General features: G+C 67.6%; 23 protein-coding genes. 14 read left to right on the forward strand and 9 right to left on the reverse strand.

The genetic code is table 11. The features are described from left to right. The first annotated feature begins 41 nt into the window (after positions 1-41). The 3 genes from ACQP1O_RS01360 to ACQP1O_RS01370 all read left to right on the forward strand — a co-directional run bounded on the left by ACQP1O_RS01360 (position 42) and on the right by ACQP1O_RS01370 (position 3,418). Entirely contained in the window at positions 42-752 is a 711-nt protein-coding gene (locus tag ACQP1O_RS01360; protein WP_433564125.1) for a type 1 glutamine amidotransferase, read from the forward strand. Positions 753-886: 134 nt separating this feature from the next. Continuing rightward, positions 887-2,539 carry a GMC oxidoreductase gene (locus ACQP1O_RS01365; RefSeq protein WP_433564126.1) on the forward strand — a complete coding sequence of 551 codons (1,653 nt, stop codon included), beginning with the start codon at positions 887-889 and terminating at the stop codon, positions 2,537-2,539. Positions 2,540-2,629: 90 nt separating this feature from the next. Then, a complete protein-coding gene (locus ACQP1O_RS01370) occupies positions 2,630-3,418 on the forward strand; it encodes an ion transporter (protein WP_433564127.1) in 789 nt (262 codons plus the stop codon). A 28-nt stretch (positions 3,419-3,446) separates the two neighbouring features. Here ACQP1O_RS01370 and ACQP1O_RS01375 read toward each other — a convergent pair whose 3' ends face one another. The 4 genes from ACQP1O_RS01375 to ACQP1O_RS01390 form a co-directional block, all read right to left on the reverse strand. Next, a complete protein-coding gene (locus ACQP1O_RS01375; RefSeq protein ID WP_433564128.1) occupies positions 3,447-4,655 on the reverse strand; it encodes a low temperature requirement protein A in 1,209 nt (402 codons plus the stop codon). Between the two features lie 92 nt (positions 4,656-4,747). Then, complete coding sequence (locus ACQP1O_RS01380) at positions 4,748-5,338, reverse strand: SRPBCC family protein (protein ID WP_433564129.1); 591 nt, start codon at positions 5,336-5,338, stop codon at positions 4,748-4,750. Between the two features lie 194 nt (positions 5,339-5,532). After that, entirely contained in the window at positions 5,533-5,715 is a 183-nt protein-coding gene (locus tag ACQP1O_RS01385; RefSeq protein WP_433564130.1) for a DUF1918 domain-containing protein, read from the reverse strand. Positions 5,716-5,746: 31 nt separating this feature from the next. Further along, on the reverse strand, positions 5,747-6,325 hold the full coding sequence (locus ACQP1O_RS01390; protein ID WP_433564131.1) for a TetR/AcrR family transcriptional regulator: 579 nt from the start codon (positions 6,323-6,325) through the stop codon (positions 5,747-5,749). 72 nt (positions 6,326-6,397) lie between these two features. On the opposite strand from ACQP1O_RS01390, the gene ACQP1O_RS01395 reads away from it, so the two are divergent. After that, positions 6,398-6,973: a dihydrofolate reductase family protein gene (locus ACQP1O_RS01395; RefSeq protein ID WP_433564132.1), complete on the forward strand. Its 576-nt coding sequence runs from the start codon at positions 6,398-6,400 to the stop codon at positions 6,971-6,973. A 13-nt stretch (positions 6,974-6,986) separates the two neighbouring features. Here ACQP1O_RS01395 and ACQP1O_RS01400 read toward each other — a convergent pair whose 3' ends face one another. Beyond that, a complete protein-coding gene (locus ACQP1O_RS01400) occupies positions 6,987-7,451 on the reverse strand; it encodes a MarR family winged helix-turn-helix transcriptional regulator (protein WP_433564133.1) in 465 nt (154 codons plus the stop codon). 97 nt (positions 7,452-7,548) lie between these two features. Here ACQP1O_RS01400 and ACQP1O_RS01405 point away from each other — a divergent pair, with 97 nt between their 5' ends. The 7 genes from ACQP1O_RS01405 (at position 7,549) to ACQP1O_RS01435 (ending at position 15,775) form a co-directional block, all read left to right on the forward strand. Further along, positions 7,549-8,007 carry an SgcJ/EcaC family oxidoreductase gene (locus ACQP1O_RS01405; protein ID WP_433564134.1) on the forward strand — a complete coding sequence of 153 codons (459 nt, stop codon included), beginning with the start codon at positions 7,549-7,551 and terminating at the stop codon, positions 8,005-8,007. 112 nt (positions 8,008-8,119) lie between these two features. Next, positions 8,120-9,385, forward strand: a complete 1,266-nt coding sequence (locus tag ACQP1O_RS01410; protein ID WP_433564135.1) for an aspartate kinase — start codon at positions 8,120-8,122, stop codon at positions 9,383-9,385. A gap of 4 nt (positions 9,386-9,389) precedes the next feature. After that, positions 9,390-10,421 carry an aspartate-semialdehyde dehydrogenase gene (locus ACQP1O_RS01415; RefSeq protein WP_433564136.1) on the forward strand — a complete coding sequence of 344 codons (1,032 nt, stop codon included), beginning with the start codon at positions 9,390-9,392 and terminating at the stop codon, positions 10,419-10,421. Positions 10,422-11,170: 749 nt separating this feature from the next. Next, positions 11,171-12,421, forward strand: coding sequence for a helix-turn-helix domain-containing protein (locus tag ACQP1O_RS01420; RefSeq protein ID WP_433564137.1), 1,251 nt, complete (start codon positions 11,171-11,173; stop codon positions 12,419-12,421). A gap of 274 nt (positions 12,422-12,695) precedes the next feature. Then, positions 12,696-13,226 (forward strand): hypothetical protein, encoded by a 531-nt coding sequence (locus ACQP1O_RS01425; protein WP_433564138.1) that lies wholly within the window; start codon positions 12,696-12,698, stop codon positions 13,224-13,226. Positions 13,227-13,504: 278 nt separating this feature from the next. After that, complete coding sequence (locus ACQP1O_RS01430) at positions 13,505-14,959, forward strand: catalase (protein ID WP_433564139.1); 1,455 nt, start codon at positions 13,505-13,507, stop codon at positions 14,957-14,959. A 171-nt stretch (positions 14,960-15,130) separates the two neighbouring features. After that, positions 15,131-15,775 (forward strand): MerR family transcriptional regulator, encoded by a 645-nt coding sequence (locus tag ACQP1O_RS01435; protein ID WP_433564140.1) that lies wholly within the window; start codon positions 15,131-15,133, stop codon positions 15,773-15,775. On the opposite strand, the gene ACQP1O_RS01440 is transcribed toward ACQP1O_RS01435, so the two are convergent. Then, a complete protein-coding gene (locus tag ACQP1O_RS01440; protein WP_433564141.1) occupies positions 15,747-16,346 on the reverse strand; it encodes a TetR/AcrR family transcriptional regulator in 600 nt (199 codons plus the stop codon). The genes ACQP1O_RS01435 and ACQP1O_RS01440 overlap by 29 nt on opposite strands. Before the next feature lie 119 nt (positions 16,347-16,465). On the opposite strand from ACQP1O_RS01440, the gene ACQP1O_RS01445 reads away from it, so the two are divergent. Then, positions 16,466-17,191 carry an SDR family oxidoreductase gene (locus ACQP1O_RS01445; protein WP_433564142.1) on the forward strand — a complete coding sequence of 242 codons (726 nt, stop codon included), beginning with the start codon at positions 16,466-16,468 and terminating at the stop codon, positions 17,189-17,191. A gap of 21 nt (positions 17,192-17,212) precedes the next feature. Further along, positions 17,213-18,370: a low temperature requirement protein A gene (locus ACQP1O_RS01450; RefSeq protein ID WP_433564143.1), complete on the forward strand. Its 1,158-nt coding sequence runs from the start codon at positions 17,213-17,215 to the stop codon at positions 18,368-18,370. Between the two features lie 19 nt (positions 18,371-18,389). Here the strand turns inward: ACQP1O_RS01450 and ACQP1O_RS01455 are convergent, their stop codons facing one another. After that, positions 18,390-19,133: a TetR/AcrR family transcriptional regulator gene (locus tag ACQP1O_RS01455; protein ID WP_433564144.1), complete on the reverse strand. Its 744-nt coding sequence runs from the start codon at positions 19,131-19,133 to the stop codon at positions 18,390-18,392. Positions 19,134-19,289: 156 nt separating this feature from the next. On the opposite strand from ACQP1O_RS01455, the gene ACQP1O_RS01460 reads away from it, so the two are divergent. Then, complete coding sequence (locus ACQP1O_RS01460) at positions 19,290-20,828, forward strand: MFS transporter (protein ID WP_433564145.1); 1,539 nt, start codon at positions 19,290-19,292, stop codon at positions 20,826-20,828. A gap of 145 nt (positions 20,829-20,973) precedes the next feature. Here ACQP1O_RS01460 and ACQP1O_RS01465 read toward each other — a convergent pair whose 3' ends face one another. Continuing rightward, positions 20,974-21,999: a phosphotransferase family protein gene (locus ACQP1O_RS01465; protein WP_433564146.1), complete on the reverse strand. Its 1,026-nt coding sequence runs from the start codon at positions 21,997-21,999 to the stop codon at positions 20,974-20,976. A gap of 2 nt (positions 22,000-22,001) precedes the next feature. Then, positions 22,002-23,117 (reverse strand): hypothetical protein, encoded by a 1,116-nt coding sequence (locus ACQP1O_RS01470; RefSeq protein ID WP_433567541.1) that lies wholly within the window; start codon positions 23,115-23,117, stop codon positions 22,002-22,004. Positions 23,118-23,182: the final 65 nt, after the last annotated feature.

Below are 23,182 nucleotides of genomic sequence, written 5' to 3' on the forward strand. Positions count from 1 at the left end.
CGTAACCATGGAGGGCCCGTTCGGGCGGGAAAGGGCAGAGCATGAGTGAATCGACCGTCCGCATCGGCCTGGTCCTGCCCGACGTCATGGGCACCTACGGCGACGGCGGCAATGCCGTGGTGCTGCGCCAGCGTCTGCGCATGCGCGGCTACGACGCCGAGATCATCGAAATCCCGCTCACCGAGCCGGTTCCCAACTCGCTGGACGTCTACACCCTGGGCGGCGCGGAAGACTCGGCCCAGCGCCTGGCCACCCGCCACCTGCAGCGCCACCCGGGCCTGCAGGAGGCCGCCGGACGCGGCGCGCCGGTGCTGGCCATCTGCGCCGCCATCCAGGTGCTCGGCCACTGGTACGAGACCTCCTCCGGGGAACGAGTGGACGGCGTCGGCCTCTTCGATGTCACCACCTCCCCGCAGGACAAGCGCGCCATCGGCGAGGTGGCGACCCAGCCCCTCGTTCCGGGCCTCTCACAGCCCCTCACGGGCTTCGAGAACCACCGCGGCGGAACCAAACTCGGCGGCGACGCCAAACCGCTGGGGCGCGTCACCAAGGGCGTCGGCAACGGGGTGGGCGACGGCCTCGAGGGCGTCATCCAGGGTTCGGTGCTCGGCACCTACATGCACGGCCCGGCCCTGGCCCGTAACCCGGAGCTCGCCGACTATCTGCTGACCCGCGCCCTGGGCGTGGATTCGCTTCCGCCCCTGGATCTCCCGGAGGTCGATCAGCTCCGCCGCGAGCGCCTACGGGCCTGACAGCGGCCTGCCTCCGCCCGGTCCCGCGATGCCGGTGAAGTGTGGAAACACATAGCCGGCCCGCATATCTCGGTGGTGATCTCTCACCAAGCTGTTGAGGCGTTGCCGACCGACCGGTAGTCTCGCGCGCGGCCATGCGTGATGAGGGAGGTGGCCGCTTGCGTAGGCGCGCCGTGTTGAAGGCTGCCGTTTCGGCGGCTCTGCTGGCAGGTGTCGGGACGGGTACCGCGGTTCGGGGCGCCGGACCGGCTTCGGCCAATCCATTGTGGAACGCGCTTTACCAGGCGTGGGTACCGGAAATCTTTGCGCCGCTGCCGGATCCGCCTGAACACAGCGAGGCCATCGTCATCGGCTCCGGCTTCGGGGCCGCGGTGACCGCGCTGCGGCTGGCCGAGGCGGGCGTGCAGAACAGTGTGCTCGAACGTGGTTCGCGCTGGCCCAACGACCCGTGGCGGGAGATCTTCACCGGCGACGACCTGCCCGACGGGCGCGGCTTCTGGCATCGAACCAGCTTCACCGGCATCACCAAGGTGCCCATGCCGTGCTCGGATTTCGGTGGCGTACTGGATGTCACGGAGTATCCGGGCATCGACGTGTGGCGCGCGGCCGCGGTGGGCGGCGGGTCCATCGTGTTCAGCGGCGCCATGGTCGCGCCGCCGCGGCACCTGTTCGACCAGGTCTTCGGGGGCGTGGTGAACTACGACGAACTCGATTCGGTCTACTACCCGCGGGTCCGCCAGATGCTGCGGCTATCCGCCATGCCGCCGGACGTGTACGCCTCCGTGCCCTTCACCCATTCGCGGGTATGGGATCAGCAGGTGCGGGCCGCGGGTTATGAACCGCAGGCCAATGATTCGATCTTCAACTGGGATGTGATCCGCGCGGAGCTGGCGGGCGCCAGCAGGGCCTCGGCCACCGCGTCGCGCAGCAATCTCGGGAATTCCAATGGCGCCAAGTTCGATCTGAACCAGAACTACCTGCGCTACGCCGAGGGCACCGGCCGCTCGGCCATCTACCCGGGCCACCGGGTGGATGCCATCGGCCAGGACGGCAGCGGCAGGTACGTGGTCACGGTGACCAAGCTGGCCCCGAGCGGTCAGGTGCTCGGCACCCGAACCCTCACCTGCGACCGCCTGTTCCTCGGCGCGGGCTCGGTGGGCACCTCCGAACTGCTGGTGCGCGCCCAGGCCACCGGCACCCTGCCCAACCTCAACGAGCACGTGGGCGACGGCTGGGGCACCAATGGCGATGTGGTGCTGGCCCGCAGCGTCAGCTCGCTGTCCATGACCGGCGGCGGCGTGCCCAGTGCCAGCCGTATCTTCGACGACTCGGGCATGCCGCTGCACCTCGAAAGCTGGTATGTGCCGGGCATTCCGGTGGACACCGGCGCCATCGCCTCGCTCGGCATCACGCTGGATCCGACCCGGGCCCGCTTCGGCTACGACGCCGGCCGCAACGCTGTGGGACTGAGCTGGTCCAGAGCGGCCCAGGATCAGGTGGTCGCCGCCTGCCGCGCGGTCGATCAACGGGTGGCGCAGGCCGACCGCTCACTGGTGAACTACACGCCGATCGGCTTCGACGCGCAAGGCTTCTTCACCGCGCACCCCCTGGGCGGGGCGGTGCTGGGGCAGGCGACCGACGCCTACGGCCGGGTCATCGGTCATCCGGGCCTGTACGTCATGGACGGCGCCGGCATCCCGGGCAGCACCGCGACGGTGAACCCGTCGCTCACCATCACCGCTGTGGCGGAACGCAATATCGAGGCGATCATCCGGGCGGGGAAGTAGCCTGCCCGGCCGCCCGGCCCCTGGAAGCCCGCCTCGCGGTCATTTGCGCCGACTACGCTGGCGGGACCGTTCGATGAGGAAGGGGACGTCGTGATCGAGCCCGGCGCTGCGGATGAGAATGAATTCCCCCACAAGCCCCCCACCCTGTGGACCGATTTCGTCATGCTCGGACTCGCGGTGGTCTCGGTGGCACTCGTCACCTGGGTGACGTTCTTCCCGGTCTCCGATCACACCTACCTGACGATCCGCATCACGGACTACAGCATCTGCGCGGTGTTCCTCGCCGAATTCCTGTGGCGTTGGCGACGTGAGGGCTGGAGCTGGACCTTCCCCTTCATCTACTGGTACGAGGTCCTCGGCATGGTCCCGGTGACCAGTCCCTTCTTCCGCGGTTTCCGGCTGCTGCGCATCGTGGTGATCGCGGTGCGGGTGGGCCGGGTGGCCGACCGCGCGTTCGGTGACCGGATCACCGCGGCCGTGGTGAACCGATCGATCGGCGCCATCGTCGAGGCCATCGAGCGCCCGATCACGGTGGCCGTGCTGGACGAGGTCGCCGAGGTGTTGCGGTGCGGCAGGTACACCCGCAATATCGCGAATGCGCTGGAGGAGAACCGTTCCGAGATCGACCAGATGATCCTCGAGGTGATCCGCAATGATCCCCAGCTGGGGAAGGTGCGCTATGTCCCGTTCCACGAGGAGATGATTCGCGGCATCGCCGACGCCAGTTTCCGCGTCGTGCAGCAGGTGCTCGCTGATCCGCGCACCGACGAGCTGGTGGCGGATGCCCTGCGCGAGAACATCAATCAGATCCGCCAGGCCGTGAATTCGGGGGAACGGGTGCCGGAGGCCATCGACAACCGGCTCACCCCGCGCCCCTGAGCCGTTGCCGGCCGGGTGTCCGAGGGCCTCAGTCGAGCCCGTGCCGGATCAGATCGCGCGGCTGGGCATACCGCACCACCTCGAACACGATGAGCGCCAGCAGGACCGCGCAGAGCATGCCGAGCGCGGCCAGTGCGGGCACCGCCGACGCCAGCGGAATCAGGGCCAGCAGCACCGCCGCCGCCACCAGTCGCGGCACCAGCACCTTGCCGGTCGCGTAGTGCCGGAACCCGACCAGGGCGACCAGGTACGCGATCACGCCGCCGTACAGCGCGAACAGTGGGATCCCGTGCAGCTCGTCGCTGAGCGAATGTCCTTGCGCCCCACCCACGTAGTTGAGCACCTTCTTCAAACCCAGTGCCATGGCCACGATTCCGGCGATCATCGGGAAGTGCCAGAAGGTGTAGCAGTTGCGCGCGATCTGGATGCGGCGCTCGCCGCCGGCGCGATGCATCGCGTGCTCCACGACCAGCGCGGCCACATCGAAGTACGCCCACCACAGCAGGCCCGCCACGCCCAGGCCCAGCATCGAGCCCACGGTGATGGACCAGGAGATCGGCAGCCCGGCCACGCCGACGCCGATGGACACGATGGATTCGCCCAGCGCGATGATGACGATCAGCCCGTACCGTTCGGCGAAGTGCGAGGGCGAGTAGAGCCGCCACTCGTTGCCCGCGAAGAACGTCCAGCCCATGTCCCAGACCAGCGCCGCCAGCCACAGCACCAGCTGCGCGGTCCCGGTGGTGAGCGCGCCGGCCACCAGCAGCACGCTGGCCACGCTGAGTGAGCCTGCGGCCCAGCGGATCACCTGCCGGCGTAGCTGGGCGTCGTGGCTGCTGGCCATCCAGAACACGGTCAGGTGGACCAGCCGGACGGCCAGGTACGCGATGACGAACACCAGCGGCCCGTACCAGCCGCCCGGCAGATCGTGGAAGGACTCGGGAATGGTGAGCGCGATGATGAACGCCGCGCCCATGGCCACGAACATGGCCACCCGGGCGATGCCCTCATCGGCCTTGACCACATTGCCGAGCCAGGAGTAGCCGATCCAGCCCCACCACAGCATGGCCAGAATGAGCAGTGCGCGCAGCAGATTGGCCGCGGTGGTGTCGTGCGCGGCGAAGTCGGTGACCATGGTGAAGGCGAAGACGATCACCAGGTCGAAGAACAGTTCCAGCTGCGTCACCGAGGCGTCCTCGGCGACGGGCATCATGCGGGTGCGTACGGGACCGGGCATGAGGGACATACTGCCCAATGCGCGGCGCGAAAGGCAGTGCCGATCACGAATGTTCGCTGCTCGCGATCAGCTGCGAAGTGTTCGCGGCCCGCCTAGGCGGTGCCGAAGCCGGGCTCGAAATTGCGGCCGTAGTCCAGGCGCTGCGCGTAGCCCGGCTGGGCGTACCCGGGCTGGACCTGACCGGGCTGCTCGAAAGCAGCCGACTCGGTGTAGGGCGCTTCCTCCACGTCGGCGAGTCCTTGGACGCCGGTGACGGATTCGACGAATGCGATGAAGTTGCTGATCATCGTGTCGCCCTCGCGGCGGGCGGTGCGCTTGAGCAGCATGCCGGGCGCGGGAATCGGCAGGTAGACCTCGGAGTGGTACCAGACCTCGGTGGCGCCGTCCTCGGTTTCACCCAGGTCGAACCAGCCCTTGCCGCCGGCGCCGGCGCTGGATTCGGAAACTCGCCATTCGACGCGGTTCTCGGTGCAGGTGTACTCGACGACCTGCCGGTCGGGGCGGCCCATGAGGTTGGCCGACACGTAGACGCGCTTGGGGCGGCCGCGCTTGTCGCGGGTGGCGACCCGGACGTCCTGATGGGAGGGGGACCAGTCGGGCATCTGCTCGACCATGAGCAACGCATCCATCACCTGTCCGGGATCGATGTCGATGACGAACCGGTGATCAGTCTTCGTTCTCATATCTACCCTTCCATCCGGGCACCGATTGTGACCAGGGTCGCTCGGAGAGTCAACTGTGCTACCCCTCGCTTCTGACCGACTGGTCGGTCTGGTAAGTCCCGATTTCCCTGCTCGGCAGGGCTATCCGGTCACGCCGGGGCGTGATCGGAAAATCTTGGGCTAACGCGGCCGAAAGGGGTTGTGACCGGGTGTCGTCAGCCCCGCTCCACCACCGAGTCCGGGCCCGGGAACACCAGGCTCGTACGGCCGTCGGCAAACCGCACCACGTATGGCGGTTCACCTTCCGCGCCGCGCACCTCGACAATTTCCGCGGTGTGATCGGGGAGTCCGACATTGCGCCCATGGATGACCAGATGATCACCGACACTTGCTCGCATACTTGGGATTATTCGCCTCTGGTGATGCTCGTCACAAGGTCGGGATGGCACGTTCGACCGCCATGCGCACCAGCCGCGCCGCCTCCTCGTCGGTGAAGATGTCCGGCAGGGTGAGTCTTTCGACGATCAGCCAGTTCAGGGCCAGGTAGAGCAGCGTCACCGAGTCGGCGTCGCCGGGCAGGCCGGAGTCCAGATGGTTGCGGACATTGAAATCGAGGTCCGCGCGCACCCGTTCGGCGAGGATCGCCTGCAGCTCCGGGCGGCGGGTGGCCTCCAGTCGCAGTTCCAGCAGGGCGAGGTAGCCGGTGCGGAACCCGGTGATGCGGGAGACGGTCTCCGTCATCAGTTCCGCGATGGTCTGGCGGGTGCGCGGGCCGGTGAAGAGGTGGTCCATCGTCTCCTTGCTGGGTTGTAGCCGCTCATAGAAACGGTGCCCGGCCTGGATCAGAAGTTCGTCGCGATTGGCGAAGTAGTTCGAGGCCGTGCCCGCGGGCACCCGGGCCTCCTTGTCGACCGCGCGGAAGGTGAGTCCGCGCGCGCCGTCGCGTGCCAGTACTTCGATGGCCGCGTCGATCAGGGCATTGCGTCGTTCCGGATTCGTCCGAACCATTGACACCACTCCATGTGTAGTACTACGTTAGTAATCACTACGGACATAGTACTATGAACAAGGCGGTAAACCATGCGAAAGCTCGTCTACTACGTGGCGGTCTCCCTCGACGGCTACATCGCCGGTCCGCAGGGGGAATACGACTTCTATCCGACCGGTGACGACATGGTGGCCTGGTTCACCGAGGCCATGCCGGAGACGGTCCCGACCCACGTTCGCGAACTGGTCGGCATGCCGATCGATACGCCGAACCGGCAGATCGACACGGTCCTCATGGGGCGCGGCAGTTATGAACCCGGCCTGGCCGCCGGAACCGACAGCCCGTACAACCACCTGAAGCAGTACGTCTTCTCGACCACTCTCGCGCCGGTCGGCAATCCGCAGGTGGAGATCGTCTCGGGTGATCCGGCCGAACTGGTCCGGCGCCTGAAAAAGGAAGAGGGCCTGGACATCTGGCTCTGCGGCGGTGCAAATCTGGCGGGACAGGTGATCGACGAGATCGACCGGTTGATCCTCAAGAGCTACCCGGTCATCGCCGGTGCGGGCCTGCCCATGATCGTCGGCAACTTCAGCCCGGCCCGGTTCCAGGTCACCCAGCGCCGGGAATTCGGCAACGGCGCGCAGGTCACCTGGCTCGACAGGGCCTGAGTCCCGGTCCTGCTCAATCGCTTTCGCGGATGCGGGTGGTGACGTCCATCGAGGTCTCGTGCAGCCGGTTGAAGATCTCGAGCAGTAGCTTCAACTGCTCGTCCGAATAATCGCGGGCGATCTTGGCGAATTCCGTTGCCAGGAGCTCGTAGTGCGGTGCGATCTCGTCGATGCGGTCGGCCAGGGCGGTGATGATCACCCGCCGCCGATCCTTCGAATCATGTTCGCGCCGAACGAATCCGCCCTTCATCAACCGGTCGATCATCCGGGTGATGGCCCCGGTGGTGAGGCTGGTGCGCTGGGCCAGTTCGCCCGCGGTGGCGGGTCCGCCGATGCGCAGCGTGTTGAGGCAGCGCAGATCGGTGACGTGCAGGCCGAGCTTGTCGGCCATGGCCCCGTGCAGCATCACGGCGTCGGTGGCGCTGCGCTGGGCGGCGAAGGTGAGGGCGGCGCCCAGCTCGTCGTGTTTCTCGCTCATCCCTTGACAGCATAGTCTCACTCGGACAATATCTGAATGAGTCAACTACTTCTCAAGTCAATTGATGACTCGTTCAGATATCTTCGGGAGGGATGTCATGACCGTGCAGCAGATCACCGACGAAACCGCCGTTCGCGCGCTGTTCGACCGCTCGAATCGGGCATGGGGGGACGGGGATGCCGCCGCCTACGCCGAGGTCTTCACGCCGGACGCCGACTACGTCACCTGGTTCGGCGCCCGGCTGCGGGGGCGCGAGGCGATCCGGGCCTCGCACGAACCGCTGTTCGCCAAGTACATGAAGGGCACCCGCCTCGACGGTGAGATCACCGGTCTGCGGTTCCTCACCCCGGATGTCGCGGTCGTACACGGCCGTGGCGCCGTAGTGAAGGGCAAGCGCCGCCGGAACCGCTTCAACACCAAGGTGAACGTGTACGTCGCGGTGCGGCGGGACGGCGAGTGGGGCTTCGCCGCCTTCCACAACACCAAGTACGGCTGGCTGTTCAACGCCCTTGTCGCCAAGCATGATCCGGGCGTGCGGATGTCGGCGCCGGAATAGCTGCCGGGTGACTGGAATCCGCCGACAGGAGGTGGGACGAAAAGTCGTGGACCTGGGCCGGTAGTCTTGTGGGTCGGTAGCAGCAGTTTGTCGATCTTGGAGGATTTCCGCCGTGGCTCTCGTCGTCCAGAAGTACGGAGGATCCTCGGTCGCCACCGCCGAGCGCATCCGGAGGGTCGCCGAGCGGATCGTCGAGACCAAGAAGCTCGGCCACGATGTGGTCGTCGTGTGTTCCGCCATGGGCGACACCACCGACGAACTGCTGGATCTGGCCCAGCAGGTCGCGCCGGCCGCCCCGGCCCGCGAGATGGACATGCTCCTCACCTCGGGTGAGCGCATCTCCAATGCGTTGGTCGCCATGGCCATTCACTCGCTGGGCGCCGAGGCTCGTTCGTTCACCGGCTCGCAGGCCGGTGTCATCACCACCGGCACGCACGGCAATGCCAAGATCATCGACGTGGCCCCGGGCCGGGTGCAGCAGGCGCTCGGGCAGGGCACCATCGTGCTGGTCGCGGGCTTCCAGGGCGTGAGCCAGGACAGCAAGGACGTGACCACGCTGGGCCGCGGTGGTTCCGACACCACCGCCGTCGCGCTGGCCGCCGCGCTCAATGCCGATGTCTGCGAGATCTACACCGATGTGGACGGCGTCTTCTCCGCCGACCCGCGCATCGTCTCCGACGCCCAGAAGCTGGACACCGTCTCCTACGAGGAAATGCTGGAGATGGCCGCCTGTGGCTCGAAAGTTCTCATGCTGCGTTGCGTCGAGTACGCGCGCCGCTACAACGTGCCCGTTCACGTGCGGTCCTCGTACACCGACAAGACGGGCACCATGATTACCGGATCGATGGAGGACATCCCCTTGGAGCAAGCAATCCTCACGGGCGTCGCGCACGACCGCAGCGAGGCCAAGGTGACCGTGGTCGGCATTCCGGACGAGCCCGGCTACGCCGCCAAGGTGTTCCGCTCGGTCGCCGATGCCGAGATCAATATCGACATGGTGCTGCAGAACATCTCCAAGGTGGAGACGGGTAAGACCGACATCACCTTCACCCTGCCCAAGCTGGAGGGCCCGCGTGCCGTCGAGCTGCTCACCAAGCGCCAGGGCGACATCGGCTTCTCCCAGGTCGTGTACGACGACCACATCGGCAAGGTGTCGCTGGTCGGCGCGGGCATGAAGTCGCACCCGGGCGTGACCGCCACCTTCTGCGAGTCGCTGGCCGAGGCCGGCATCAACATCGACCTCATCTCCACCTCGGAGATCCGGATCTCGGTGCTGGTCAAGGACACCGACCTGGACGAGGCCGTGAAGGTGCTGCACTCGGCGTTCGATCTGGGCGGAGACGAGGTCGCGGTCGTGCACGGCGGAACGGGACGGTAGCGGCATGGGTGTGCGTGTAGGCGTCGTGGGCGCGACCGGTCAGGTCGGCGCGGTCATGCGAAAGCTGCTGGAGGAGCGCAACTTCCCGGCCGACGAGGTGCGGTTCTTCGCGTCCGCGCGCTCGGCGGGCAAGACGCTGCCGTTCCGCGGCCGTGACATCGTGGTGGAAGACACCGAGACCGCCGACCCGAGCGGACTGGACATCGCGCTGTTCTCGGCCGGTGCCACCATGTCCCGGGTGCAGGCTCCGCGTTTCGCGGCCGCCGATGTCACCGTCATCGACAACTCCTCGGCCTGGCGCAAGGATCCCGAGGTGCCGCTGGTCGTCTCCGAGGTGAACCCGGAGGCCACCCGCAACCTGGTCAAGGGCATCATCGCCAACCCGAACTGCACCACCATGGCCGCCATGCCGGTGCTCAAGGTGCTGCACGACGAGGCCGGGCTGCAGCGGCTGATCGTGTCCAGCTACCAGGCGGTGTCGGGCTCCGGCCTGGCCGGTGTCGAGGAGCTGGCCTCGCAGGTGCGCGCCGTCATCGGCGATGCCGAGAAGCTCGTGCACGACGGTTCGGCCGTGGAGTTCCCGGCGCCGAACAAGTACGTGGCCCCGATCGCCTTCGACGTGATCCCGCTGGCCGGTTCGCTGGTGGACGACGGCAGCGGCGAGACCGACGAGGACCAGAAGCTGCGCAACGAGTCCCGCAAGATCCTGGGTCTGCCGGATCTGCTGGTGAGCGGCACCTGTGTGCGCGTCCCGGTCTTCACCGGCCACTCGCTGTCGATCAATGCCGAGTTCGCGCAGCCGCTTTCGGTGGAGCGCGCCGAGGAGTTGCTGGCGAAGGCGCCGGGTGTGAAGCTCACCGACGTCCCCACCCCGCTGGCCGCCGCCGGTATCGACGAGTCGCTGGTGGGCCGCATCCGCCAGGATCCGGGTGTGCCGGACGGCCGCGGTCTGGCGCTGTTCATCTCCGGCGACAACCTGCGTAAGGGCGCCGCGCTCAACACGATTCAGATCGCGGAAGTTCTTTTGAACAACTGATCAGATCTATCCGCTACGGACCGTGCACAAGAAAGTGCACGGTCCGTTTTCGGATATTGTCCGAGTGTCAATGCGATAGGCTCTCCGGAGTCGGTCAATCCGCCCAAAGTTCGGCACAGGGGAGCGGCGGTAGTCGATCGGTCCGGAGCCCGTCGATCGTGACTTCTATGCGATGCGGTCGCAATTGCGCAGCGAGGCGTTCGGCAATTGCGCGTTCCGCGCGGTAATCCAAGATCATTCCGCCGGGAAACCGCAGGCGCACATGGACTTCGTCGTTTTCGGCGCGGCGGTCATCTCGGTGTTGCCCGATGCGAAGCTGGTTGACCTTTCATCGAGCGCGAGTTCCGGATACCCTCGCGTTCGAGGCGCGCGGTGATGCTTTGCACCGTCGCTCCGTCGGCAGTGGAGGAATACTTGGTGGCCGCAAGGGCGCACGCCGCGAACCACATTGCCGCGCCGCCGATTCCGGCTCCGAGTAGGAAGAAGAGAAGTTCGCCGGGCATGACCACCTCTTGTCGTCCGTTTGGTTCGACGGGTCCTCTTCAAACGTTAAACACAGAAAAATTGCGGTGCAATAAGAAAAATCCATGTTCCATACTGTGCGCCGTAAGCTCGGTCGGTCTGGAATCCTTGTCGACAGATCCCCCTTTGGATGGAAAGGGCGGAAGGAGAAGGGCATGGTAGACATCGGCGAAACAAGCGGGCGGTGACGGCCGGGAAAGCCGATCAGGCAGAAGGAGTTTGACCCGGTGGCCGAAAGTACCCTTGGGGCACGGGTAGCGGAGTTGCGCCGGCGGCGGGGACTATCGCAGAAAGAGTTGGGAGCGGCGATTCGGCGCTCGGAAAGCTGGGTGTCGCAGGTCGAGCGAGACGTGCTGCCTGTTGAGCGACTGTCCGTTCTGCAAAGACTGGCGGACGTGCTCGGAGTGGCGGTACGCGATCTGCGTCCCGAAGCGGCCGAACCGATGGCCGCCGACCGCGGTGACGGGCATCGGCCCGGCTCAGCGGTATTCGAGCAGCTGCGGCTGCTGCTCACCGGGCATCCCGCCCTGGAACAGCTCTTCGGAGACGAGGCCGATCGCAGTCTCGAGATGAGCACTGCGGCCGCGAAACTGCCGGAGCTGCAACAGCGAGTGGACCTGGCCTGGCAGCTGGCGCACGAGTCCCGGCTGGTCGAGGTGGGCAGCAGTCTGCTGGAACTGATTCCGGATCTCGAGCACGCCGCGCGGGCGGATGCCGCGCGGCGGCCGGAGGTGCTGACCCTGCTCTCGCGCGCCTATCAGGTGGCCGCGACCGCGTTCACCCGCCAGGAGGAGGTCGACGCGGCGTGGGTCGCGGCCGATCGCGCACTGTCCGCGGCCGAAGAATCCGGTGACGCGCTCAGCGTGGTGGCCGGAACCTATCGCATGGCACAGGCTTTCCTGCGTCTGCAACGCCTGGAACAGGCCGAGCAGGCGGCGCGGGTGTCGGTGGCCGCGCTGGCCGCGCAGGTGGCGGCCGAGCAGCCGCGGCCGGAAGTGCTGTCGCTCTACGGATCTCTGCAGCTCATGCTTGCGGTGATCGCGGCGACGGACGGGAATCGCACGGCCGCCCGCACCGGGCTGGCAGCGGCGCGGGCCGCCGCCGACCGGCTGGGCGAGGGCCGCAACGATTTCGACACCGAGTTCGGTCCGACCGGGGTCGCCGTGCACGCGGTGGCCGTGGCGGTCGAACTGGGCGACGCCGGCGAGGCGCTCGATACCGCGCGCACCGTCGACGCCTCGATCCTGTCTCCGGAGCGGCAGGCGCGCTTCCTGGTCGATGTGGCCCGCGCGCACGCACAGCGGCGGCAGGCGAGCGAGGCACTGGAAGCGTTGCTCAATGCCGAGCGACTAACCCCCGAACTGGTGCACACCGATCATCGCGCCCGCGAAGTGGTGCGGGATCTGCTGCAGTTCTCCGGTCGCCGACCGGCCGACGAACTACGGGAGCTGGCGGGCCGCGCCGCGGTCACCCCCTGAGCGAACCAGGGGCGGCGGTCGCGGGCATTCCGCTCAGGCCAACCGGAAAGTTGAAGCCGACGCCCAACAAGCGCCTCTCGGCGAGTGGTCGCTCGTAGCGACGAAGGGTGCGGCCCGGGGCTGTTCCGACGCCGGCAAGGGGAGTCAACCCGGGGGCCGCCGGATCTATTCCGGGGCGGGGACTGTGATCTGGGCAACGGTCCCGCGATGGTGTCCGGTGTCACCCCGAGCGTTTAGCATTCGGCGAGTACGTCTGCACATCTCTGGGGGAGCCTTGACCGACGATCCGGTGATCACCAACCTACTGACCGTGCTCGACTCCCATCCCGAGCTGCTGCCGGTGCGGATCAGTGTGATCGAGCTGCCGGCCGCGCGTGGCCGGCACGCCGAGGCGCTGACCCACTGCGCCACGGCGCTGGCCCAGGATCCGCGGAACGAGCAGGTGACGGCGCTGCTGCAACGGTCCACCGCGGCATTGGCGGGTGCGGCGATCGTGGCTGAACCGGATGAATCAGGCACGCCCACATCGGTTTCCGGCCCGTCGGCGAACGGTGTGGCGGCGTCCGCCACCGACTACGACTGGGACGCCGCCGAGGCGCAGGTCGGCGACCTCATCCAGCCGGCCTTCGTGAACGAGCGGCCCGAGCCGTACGCCGAGGGCGATGTGGGCCTGTTCGAGCGGCCGAAGCTGACCCTCGCCGATGTCGGCGGCATGGATCACGTCAAGCAGCAGCTGGAGCTGTCCCTGCTGGGCCCGGTGCGGAACCCGGAGCTGGCAACTCGCCTGGCTGGCCGAGCAGGATGAGCTCCGGGGCCAGGCCGCGCGCGAGGCGGCCACGGCCCGGGCCGGCGGGCAGGCGGCCGGTATCGCGATTCCGGTTCCCGCGCCGGCGGAGCTTCCTGTGGATCTCGGGCGTCCCCCGGCCGCCGTACCATCCGCCGACAGCGCCACCAGTGGTCCCGCGATAACTCTTCGCTAGATATTTGCCAAACCTGCGCGGCTGGACTGTATATCCCTTTGTTTACTCACCGCCCTGCCGACTTTTCTTGACTAGTTCCAGAAAACTCGGCACGCTCGAAAACATGACCAAGGCGACCACCACCAATACCGGCGCCCCGGTGCCCAGCGACAACGAATCGCTCACCGCGGGCACACAGGGCCCGATCCTGCTGCACGATCACTATCTGATCGAGAAGCTCGCCCACTTCAACCGGGAGCGGGTGCCCGAGCGCGTGGTGCACGCCAAGGGCTCGGGCGCGTTCGGCGAACTGGTGGTCACCGGTGATGTCAGCCGCTACACCAAGGCCGCGCTGTTCCAGCCGGGCACCCGCACCGAGTCGCTGGTGCGTTTCTCCACCGTCGCCGGTGAGCAGGGCAGCCCCGACACCTGGCGCGACCCGCGCGGTTTCGCGGTGAAGTTCTACACCACCGAGGGCAACTACGACATCGTCGGCAACAACACCCCGGTGTTCTTCATCAAGGACCCGATCAAGTTCCCCGACTTCATCCACTCGCAGAAGCGCCTGCCCGGCTCCGGCCTGCGCGACGCGAACATGCAGTGGGACTTCTGGACCCTGCGCCCGGAGACCGCTCACCAGGTCACCTGGCTCATGGGCGACCGCGGCATCCCGGCCACCCTGCGCCACATGGACGGCTTCGGCTCGCACACCTACCAGTGGATCAACGAGGCCGGCGAGCGCTTCTGGGTGAGGTACCACTTCAAGACCGACCAGGGCATCAAGAACCTGACCCAGGCCGAGGCCGACGAACTCGCCGGTAAGGACGCCGACTTCCATCGTCGCGACCTGTACCAGGCCATCGAGCGCGGCGACTTCCCGAGCTGGACCCTGAAGGTCCAGATCATGCCGGTCGCCGAGGCGGACAACTACCGCTTCAACCCGTTCGACCTGACCAAGGTCTGGTCGCAGCAGGACTACCCGCTCATCGAGGTCGGCCGCTGGACCCTGAACCGCAACCCCGCGAACTTCTTCGTGGACATCGAGCAGGCCGCCTTCACGCCCTCGAATGTGGTTCCCGGCATTGCCTTCTCGCCCGACAAGATGCTGCTGGGCCGCGTCTTCGCCTACGCCGACGCGCACCGCTACCGCATCGGCGCGAACCACGAGCAGCTGCCGCCGAACCGGGCCAAGGCCGCGCCGGTGAACTCCTACTCGCAGGACGGCGCCATGCGCTTCGCGCACAATGCCGCGAGCGTTCCGGTGTACGCGCCCAACTCCTTCGGTGGCCCGCACGCCGATCCGGCGCGCGCCATCGACGACGGTGCCTGGGCGTTCGACCCGACCATGATCCGGGCCGGCTATGTCCAGCACCGCGAGGACAACGACTTCGCGCAGGCCGGCACCCTGGTCCGCGAGGTCATGAACGACGCCGAGCGGGATCGCCTGGTGGGCAATGTCGTCGGCCACATCCTGGGCGGCGTGCGCGAGCCGATCCTGAGCCGGGTCTTCGACTACTGGAAGAGTGTCGACGCCGAACTCGGCAAGCGCATCGAGATCGGCGTCCGCGAGCAGCTCTGACCCGGCTCCCGGAACAGTCCGGGCTTTCCCGGACCCCGCACGAGGCCCGCGCCGCGAATTGTGGCGCGGGCCTTCGTCCTGTCCGCGCAGCGGATAGCTGCGGTGTCTATAACGCGGCTATCTATGATGGTGGCTCGGTGGGCGAGCCCCGCGCGGCGACGAGGAGGTCCGATGCGAATCGGGGAGCTGAGCAAGGCCAGTGGCGTGTCCACCCCGACGATCAAGTACTACCTGCGGGAAGGCCTGCTGCCCAAGGGGGAGGCGACCGGCCACAACCAGGCGCAGTACGACGACGCGCATCTGCGTCGCCTGCGGCTGATCCGGGCGCTCATCGAGGTCGGCGGGCTCTCCATCGCCTCGGCGCGCGAAGTGATCGCGGCCCTCGACGATTCGGATCTCGGTACCCACAAGATCCTCGGCGTCGCCCAGCACACCGCCGCCCGCAGCATCGCCTTCTGCGACGAGGAATCGCGCACTGCCGCCCGCGCCGAGGTGGAGGCCATGCTCGATCGCCTGGGCTGGCGCGTCGGCCGCGGCAATCCGGCGGTGTCGGCCGCCGCCGAGGTGGTCGGCGCGCTGCGCCAGCTCGGCCACAGCGATATCGCGGACCGCCTCGACGACTACGCCCGCGCCCTGGCGCCGATCGCCGAACTGGATATGGCCGTGCTGACCTCGGGCGGCGATATCGACAGCATGGCCGAGACGGTCGTGGTCGGAAACGTGCTCGGTGACGAGCTCATCGCCGCGCTGCGGCATCTGGCGCAGACCGATCGCTCGGCCGAATTCTTCAGCGGCCGGGCAGCATCGAGTCGGTGAGCCGTTCGGCGAGCGCGTCGTCCAGGGGCGCGTGGCCGAGGATGAAGCGGTACCAGAACACCCCGTAGAACTGGTCGATCAGCAGATCGAGATCGGCGTCGGCGGGCAGTTCGCCGCGCTGCCGCCCGCGCTCGAGCACGGCCCGCACCGCTGCCCGGCGCTGTGCGGTGAAGGTCCGCAACAGCTCCGCGAGATGCGGGTCGTGCGCCGCCTCGCGCACCAGCGTGCGCAGTGCGGGTGCGGTCGAACTGCTCTGTGCGCCAAGGAAAGTCGATGCCATGAGGGTGCGCAGATCGGTGCGCAGCGAGCCGCTGTCCGGCGGCGGTACCTCGAGCGCCGACCGCTCGGTGAGCGCGTCCAGCAGGACCGCGCCCTTGGATGGCCACCACCGGTACACGGTCTGCTTCCCGACGCCGGCCGCCCGCGCGATGGCGTCGATGGTGACCGGGGCGCCGTCGGATTCGCCGAGCAGCCGGAGCGAGGCATCGAGGATGGCCTGCCGGGTGGCTTCGTTGCGCCGTCGCCCGGTGTGCGGTCGCGCCGGATTGGGCTGTGCCGCCGTGCTTTCCATGATCGCCCTCCTGTGACGCACCTCACCGATTTGTCGAGACTAAAAGTCTCGCCAACAGTGTTGTCGAGACTGTCAGTTCCGTAAGAATAAACGGACAGCGACAGAGAGGGTTTCCGACAATGACCACAACACCGCGCGTCGTCGTCATGGGTGGCAGCTCCGGCATCGGCGAGGCCACCGCCACCGCCTTCGCGGCCGACGGCGCCGAGGTCGTCATCACCGGCCGCGGCCGGGACAAGCTCGACGCCTCCATCGCGCGTATCGGCGGGAAGACCACCGGCTACGCCCTGGATGCCACCAGCCAGGCCGATGTCGACGCCTTCTTCGCCCAGGCCGGGACCATCGACCACCTGGTCATCTCGGTGAGCGGCTCGGCCGGCAGCGGTCCCTTCGCCGACCTCGATCTGGACCAGCTGGCCGCCGGCTTCGACGGCAAGTTCTGGCCGCAGGTGCGCATCCTGAAAGCCGCGCTCCCACACCTGGATTCGCAGGGCTCGGTCACCCTGGTGACCGCGGGCTCGTCCCGCTCGGCCTTCCCCGGCACCGCGGGCCTGGCCGCCATCAACGGCGCGCTCGACGCCTTGGTGCCGCCGCTCGCCGTCGAACTGGCCCCGCTGCGCATCAATGCCGTCTCCCCGGGCGTCATCGACACCCCGTGGTGGGACCGGGTTCCCGAGGCGCAGCGCACCGCCCTGTTCGACGGCCTGGTGGCGACCACCCCGGTCGGCCGCGTCGGCCGCCCCGCGGACATCGCCCGCGCCATCCACATGCTGGCCACCAACGGATTCATCACCGGCGTCGTGCTCGACGCCAATGGCGGCACCAGTCTCGCGACGGGTCGCTGACCGGCCAGTAGTTTGGTCGGCATGCTCGAAAGCTCCGCCGCCACACCGGAAACCACACCGCGCCGGGCCACCTGGTTCGAATGCTTCGGGGATCTGGTGTTCGCGGCGGCGGTCGGTCAGATCACGCATCGGGTGGGCGCGCACCCCGACGCCGGATCGGTGACCGCGGCGGCCGGCCTGTTCGTGCCGCTGTGGTGGGCGTGGGTCCTGTACGCGGTGCACGCCAATCGGGCCGATCGGGATACCGCGGCCCATCGTTTGCTCACCGGTTTCGGGCTGACCGGCATCGTCGGCATGGCGGTGTTCGCGGGCGCGGTCGGCCAGAGCCGGGGCGTGGACGCCGGATTCGTTCTCGCGTACCTGGTGGCCCGGGCCGGTGTCGCCCTGTTGTACGCCTGGGATTCCCGGCGGAATCCCGCACTGCAGGCCGTATTCCGTTCGTTCACAATGGGTTCGGCCGTGAGCGCGGTGGGCTGGCTCGGCGGCCTCGCCTTCGACGCCGGCCCGCTGCGCTACGGTGCCTGGACGCTGGCCATGCTCGTGGAGCTGGCCCTGCCGCTGGTGGTGACCCGGCGGCTGGCCGGCGTCGAGCAGGAGACCGACCATCTGCGAGAACGCTTCGGACTCTTCACCATTGTGATCCTGGGCGAATCCGTGCTGGGCTTCACCAATGGCCTGGCGGCCGTACACACCGCGGGCTGGGCGGCGGTAACCGCGGCCGCTGCCTTCGCGCTCACCGTGGGCCTGTGGTGGTCCTACTTCAATGGGAGCGGGATGCGCCCGGGATCGCACACCGAGCTGGCGCGCACCGGAAAACTGCTGCACCTCTACACCTTCGGGCACCTGCCGCTGCTGCTCGGCCTGGCCTTGGCCGGAGCGTCCATGGGCATCGCGGTGACCGGCGGCAGTGCGCATTCGAATGCCACCGCCGCGGACTGTGTCGTCGGTGGCGTGATCATGTATCTGGTCTCGGTGGCGCTGACCCGGGCCGCCTTCACCGGAATTCGCGAGCGGGTCGTACTGATACGCCTGGCAACCGCGGTGCCGGTGGTGGCGCTGCTGCCGATCGCCACCCGCATTCCGGTGGCCGCACTGCTGACCGCGCTCGCGGTGCTGGTAATCGGCTCGGTGATCGTGGAGACTCCGGCCCAGCGTCGGCGGCTGGCGGCACTGGGCTGAATCATCCGGCGCGACAGGCTCATCGACCCTCGGCGCGACTGCGCTGCAGCTCCAGTCCGTCGAGGATGAGTTCGAGTTCGGCGTTGAAGAAGTCTTCGCGCGACTGCGTGGGATCGAGCTCGCGGTAGACGTCATAGCGCTTGGCGACGTGCGGATAGCCCTGCACGGCCTGTTCGGCCACGGTCATCATCCTGGTGAACCATTCCCGCTCGCCGAGTCCGCTGCGCGCGACGCTGGTGAGCATGGCGGTCTCGGTTCCGGCGGAGCCGAGGACGAAGGCGAAGATGGCGTTGGACGCACGGTCCGCGGTGGCGTCGTCGAACCCGGCGGCCTCGAGGATGGCGAGCATGGTGTCGGACGTGCGCAGCAGATTCGGGCCCAGGTAGGCGAGTCCGGCCCCGGTGATGGCGATGCTGATCCAGGGATGCCGCAGGACGGCCGCACGCACATCCTTCCCGAGGCCGAGCAGATCGGCGCGCCAATTCTCCGGCTCGATGGCGGTGGGCATCCGGACGTCGCCGAAGGCCTCGTCGATCACCAACTCCAGGATCTCGTCCTTGTTGGCGACGTGCGTATACAGCGAGGTGGCGCCGGCATTGAGGCGGCTGCCGAGCTTGCGCATGCTGAGCGCGTCGTAGCCCTCGGTATCGAGCAGGGCGAGCGCTTCGCTGACGATCTGTTCCCGGCTCAGGGCGGGTTGGTCGCGCCGCTCACGTTGTGGGCGGGTCCACACCGACGAGAACTCCTGGGTTTTGGCCGCCATGGCTCTTCCTCCTTTGTCTGCGGAACAGCATAACCCCAGCTAGAACGCCGTTCGCTCGGCCGTACACCGTTCCTGATTGCGAACAGTGTACGGAGACCGTACAGTGTGCGACAACACCGCACAGTGTGCGGAAGAGCTTCTGGAAAGGGACCTGAAATGACTGCCGAAGACGTGACCGGGCCGTTGACATCGCCTGCGGCGCAGCGCAATCCGAAGCGCTGGCTGATCCTGGTCGTACTCTGCATGGCCACGCTCGTGCTGGTGATCGACAATATGGTCCTCACCGTCGCGCTGCCGCAGATCGCGATCGACCTGCACGCCGGGTCCCAGGCCCTGCAGTGGGTGATCGACTCCTACATCCTGGTTTTCGCGGGCCTGCTGCTCACCACCGGCAGCCTGTCGGACCGCTTCGGCCGCCGGTTGGTGATGGTGCTCGGGCTCGCGCTCTTCGGCGCGGCCTCACTGATCGCCGCCTACGCGACCAGCGCGGGGATGCTCATCTCCGGCCGCGTGATCATGGCGGTGGGCGGCGCGCTCATCATGCCGAGCACGCTGTCCATCCTGATCACGGTGTTCGACGAGGACGAGCGGCCCAAGGCGATCGCCGCCTGGACCGGTGTGTCCGTGCTGGGCATGGTCGGCGGCCCGGTGCTGGGCGGCGTACTGCTGAACCACTTCTGGTGGGGTTCGGTGTTCCTGCTGAACGTGCCGATCGCGGCTTTGGCCATCGTGGCCGCCTTCGCCCTGATGCCGGAATCCAAGGGTCCGGCCCGTCCGATCGATCTGCCGGGCATGGTGCTCTCGATCGTCGGCATGGTGTCGCTGGTGTGGTCCATCATCGAGTTCCCGGCCAAGGGCCTCAGTGGTACCTGGGTGACGCTGGTGCTCGCGGTTGTCGTATTGGCGGCCTTCGTGATTCGGGAACTGAGGGCCGAGCACCCGATGGTTCCGCTGCAGCTGTTCCGCAACCGGGTCTTCACCGGATCCAGCTTCTCGCTGGTGCTGGCCACCTTCGCCAATGCCGGCCTGACCCTGGTGCTGACCCAGTACCTGCAGTTCGTGCTCGGCTACTCGCCGATCAAGACGGCGCTCGCCTTCACGCCGTTCGCACTGACCGCGCTGGTGTTCAACGGCCTGGGCGCCGCGCTGGTGCAGAAGCTGGGCGTGCGTCCCGTCGCCCTGGTCGGCATGCTGGTGCTGGCCGGCGGCTTCGGCGCCCTGGCTGCGCTGACCTCCGATTCGGGCTTCTGGCTGCCCGCCCTGGCCATGTCGCTGGTCGGCGCCGGTGCGGGCCTGGCCATGCCGGCCGCGGTCGGTGCGCTGATGGGGGCGATCCCGCCGGAGCAGGCGGGTGTGGGTTCGGCGCTGAACGACACCATCCAGCAGACCGGTGGCGCGCTCGGTGTCGCCGTGCTCGGCGCGGTGCTCGCCGGTACCTACACCGATGGCATGCCCGCCGATGCCCCGGCGGCGGCCCGGGAGGGCATCGCCGGCGCCTTCGCCACCGGTGACGGCAGCCTGGTGGCCGCGGCCCGCGACGCCTTCACCGACGCCATGTCCAACACCTTCCTCGCCGGCGGCGCGGCGGTGCTGGCCGCCACGGTGGTCGCCTTCTTCTTGATGAAGGGCGCGAAGCCGGCTGCGCCGGAAGGCGTTCCGGCCGAGTCCGAGGCCGCAATGGTCGACGCCCGCTGACCACAACCGGAAGAGCACACCGCGCCCCCGGCGAATCGCCGGGGGCGCGGTGCCCTTTGTCGCCGATCGACCGCGCGGAGCCGAAGGGCGGGAATCGGTTTCGCCCCGACAGCGCCGGCAGGGCGAAACACGCGAGGATTATCGGTCAGCCGAGCAGCTGCTCGATCCGGCTGGTGCAGAACCCGGTGATGTTCATCTCCGGCGGCAGCTGGACCCGATGCGACATGCGCAGCAGCGGAATCGACAGCAGCGCCGCGGAGAAGATCTCCTGGTAGTCGATATTGCGCACGGTGGTCCCGGTGCGCTTCTCGTAATAGGCGATGGTCTCCTCGCGCGACGGGGTGCCGGGCAGTGGGGGATGGCCCTCGTATTCGCTACAGGCCCAGTCCAGGAACAGCAGCCAGGCGAGATCCGACTCGGGCGCACCGAGGTGCGCGATCTCCCAGTCCAGTACGCCGCGAACCCGGAAGTCGTTGTCGTAGAGTATGTTCGACATGCGAGCGTCACCCCAGCACAGGCTGACCTGCTCCGGCTCGTAGACGTTCTCCCGCAGATACCCGATGGCGCGCCGGTAGGTCTCCGGCGGATTGCCTTCACAGGCCCAGTTCAGCGCGGCATCGAGATAGTTCACGCCCTGCTCGATGACTCCGGCCCCGTGTTGTGGGAAGGCGAGGAAGTTCAATCGCAGTGCGCGCCAGTCCAGCTGGTTGATGTCCGCGATGGTGTCCACACACCCCCACCACATGCGGGCCCGCTGCTCGGGCGTGGCCTCGAAGTAGTTCCCGGCCGTGTGATAGGACGGATAGTCACTCGGCGCTCGGCCTTCCAGCCGATTCATGACGAAATACGGACTGCCGAGCGAATTGTCGCCGCGGTCCAGCCAGGCGACGGTCGGCACCGGGATGTCGGTCTCGGCGAGGCGCTGCATGACCAGAACCTGCCGCAGCAGGTCGTAGTCCGGGAACAGCGACATGTCGGGCGGCCGTCGCATGACCAGCGGCACAGTGCCGAAATTATCCTCGACCTCGAAAAGGTAGGTCTCGGTGGCGAATCCGCGTTCGGTGCGGGCCAGGTTGCGAACCCGCGCGGTGCCCGAGCCCGGGAAATGTGTGCGCACCAGGGGGCCCAGGGCCTCGCCCAGGTGCTCGGCGGGAATTCGGGTGGTGCCCACTGTCAGTACCCCTCGTACCCGTACCGCGTATTGCGACCCAGGAACACCATTTCGACCAGCCCATAGCCGACCTTGCCCTCGGTCTCGATGCGGCAGAAGGTCTCGCTGAGCATGCTGGCCTGCTTCAGGTCGGCGGTGTCGGTGAGGTCGACGGTCATGCCCTCGCTCCAGTTCTCACCGCGCCACAGACCCGACGCGTACCCGCGATAGAAGTCGTATCCGGCGATGCCGGGCCAGAAGTCGGAGACCGGGGTGATGGTGAATTCGCGATTGCGGCCGTCGGCCGAGTACACGGTGAAGCTGCCGCCGCTGACGATGCGGAAGTCGTCGCGGAAGCTCAGCGCATGGTCGGTGGTCACGATCGGCGTGGGCTGCTTGCCGGAGTCCAGGGGTGGCAGCACCGTGCCCTCGAAGTGCCAGCGCTGTCCGTCTGCGGTCTCGCGCTGCGCGAAGTGCACCAGCTCGTCCTGGAACTGGAAGATGCCCATGTAGTAGAGGACGCCGTCGGGGATTTCACCGGGCTGCAGGCCCTCGCCCTCGCCGAGGCTGCCGCCGCCACCGCCTTGCCGGGTGCCCCAGGAGTGGTCGCGACCGAACCACCAGGTCTCCGGGTCGATCTCGTAGCGCTTGCCCTCGACCTCGATCCAGCCGGAGACGCGGCCGTTCTGGTAGTAGCGCCGGGCGTCCTCGCGGACCCGGCCGCGGGTGCGGAAGAACGCGGGTTCCTGCTCGTAGGCGGGGAACTGGCCCTCGAAGTCGAGGTGCAGCCGCAGGCCGTGCTCGTTGTCGCCGAGGGTGGCGCGCACCTTGTGCAGCGGTTCGACGACCTCGTACTTGAACGGCCCGACGGCCCAGTCGGCGATGCCGTCGTACCTTCCGCCGATCTCGCGGGACAGCCGGACCACGTGTGCGGTCTTGTTGCCGATGGTGACCATGGCATACGCGTCGAGCACGTTGCGGTTGGGGTAGCGCGCCATGCCGGTCATCACGCTGATCTCGCCGGTGGTGTCGAACCCGTACATCACGACGCGTTCGGTCCAGCGCAGATCGCTCTGCTGGACGTGGTCGAAGGTGGTGGGGAGCTGGTGGGCGAGCAGTTCGTCCTGGGGCGTCAGCATCGACATGCCTCTCACAGGGGGTGGCCTGGGCCACACTGAATTAGAATACGAGCCGTAGCGTATTC

Source organism: Nocardia sp. CA-151230, assembly GCF_050942175.1.
Classification (GTDB): domain Bacteria; phylum Actinomycetota; class Actinomycetes; order Mycobacteriales; family Mycobacteriaceae; genus Nocardia.

What these genes read in the sequence shown, in the direction of transcription:
- ACQP1O_RS01360 (WP_433564125.1), top strand. Translation starts at nt 42, where the DNA reads ATGAGTGAATCGACCGTCCGCATCGGCCTGGTCCTGCCCGACGTCATG.
- ACQP1O_RS01365 (WP_433564126.1), top strand. Translation starts at nt 887, where the DNA reads ATGCGTGATGAGGGAGGTGGCCGCTTGCGTAGGCGCGCCGTGTTGAAG.
- ACQP1O_RS01375 (WP_433564128.1), bottom strand. Translation starts at nt 4,655, where the DNA reads ATGCCCGGTCCCGTACGCACCCGCATGATGCCCGTCGCCGAGGACGCC.
- ACQP1O_RS01380 (WP_433564129.1), bottom strand. Translation starts at nt 5,338, where the DNA reads ATGAGAACGAAGACTGATCACCGGTTCGTCATCGACATCGATCCCGGA.
- ACQP1O_RS01385 (WP_433564130.1), bottom strand. Translation starts at nt 5,715, where the DNA reads ATGCGAGCAAGTGTCGGTGATCATCTGGTCATCCATGGGCGCAATGTC.
- ACQP1O_RS01390 (WP_433564131.1), bottom strand. Translation starts at nt 6,325, where the DNA reads ATGGTTCGGACGAATCCGGAACGACGCAATGCCCTGATCGACGCGGCC.
- ACQP1O_RS01395 (WP_433564132.1), top strand. Translation starts at nt 6,398, where the DNA reads ATGCGAAAGCTCGTCTACTACGTGGCGGTCTCCCTCGACGGCTACATC.
- ACQP1O_RS01400 (WP_433564133.1), bottom strand. Translation starts at nt 7,451, where the DNA reads ATGAGCGAGAAACACGACGAGCTGGGCGCCGCCCTCACCTTCGCCGCC.
- ACQP1O_RS01405 (WP_433564134.1), top strand. Translation starts at nt 7,549, where the DNA reads ATGACCGTGCAGCAGATCACCGACGAAACCGCCGTTCGCGCGCTGTTC.
- ACQP1O_RS01415 (WP_433564136.1), top strand. Translation starts at nt 9,390, where the DNA reads ATGGGTGTGCGTGTAGGCGTCGTGGGCGCGACCGGTCAGGTCGGCGCG.
- ACQP1O_RS01430 (WP_433564139.1), top strand. Translation starts at nt 13,505, where the DNA reads ATGACCAAGGCGACCACCACCAATACCGGCGCCCCGGTGCCCAGCGAC.
- ACQP1O_RS01435 (WP_433564140.1), top strand. Translation starts at nt 15,131, where the DNA reads ATGCGAATCGGGGAGCTGAGCAAGGCCAGTGGCGTGTCCACCCCGACG.
- ACQP1O_RS01440 (WP_433564141.1), bottom strand. Translation starts at nt 16,346, where the DNA reads ATGGAAAGCACGGCGGCACAGCCCAATCCGGCGCGACCGCACACCGGG.
- ACQP1O_RS01445 (WP_433564142.1), top strand. Translation starts at nt 16,466, where the DNA reads ATGACCACAACACCGCGCGTCGTCGTCATGGGTGGCAGCTCCGGCATC.
- ACQP1O_RS01450 (WP_433564143.1), top strand. Translation starts at nt 17,213, where the DNA reads ATGCTCGAAAGCTCCGCCGCCACACCGGAAACCACACCGCGCCGGGCC.
- ACQP1O_RS01455 (WP_433564144.1), bottom strand. Translation starts at nt 19,133, where the DNA reads ATGGCGGCCAAAACCCAGGAGTTCTCGTCGGTGTGGACCCGCCCACAA.
- ACQP1O_RS01460 (WP_433564145.1), top strand. Translation starts at nt 19,290, where the DNA reads ATGACTGCCGAAGACGTGACCGGGCCGTTGACATCGCCTGCGGCGCAG.
- ACQP1O_RS01470 (WP_433567541.1), bottom strand. Translation starts at nt 23,117, where the DNA reads ATGCTGACGCCCCAGGACGAACTGCTCGCCCACCAGCTCCCCACCACC.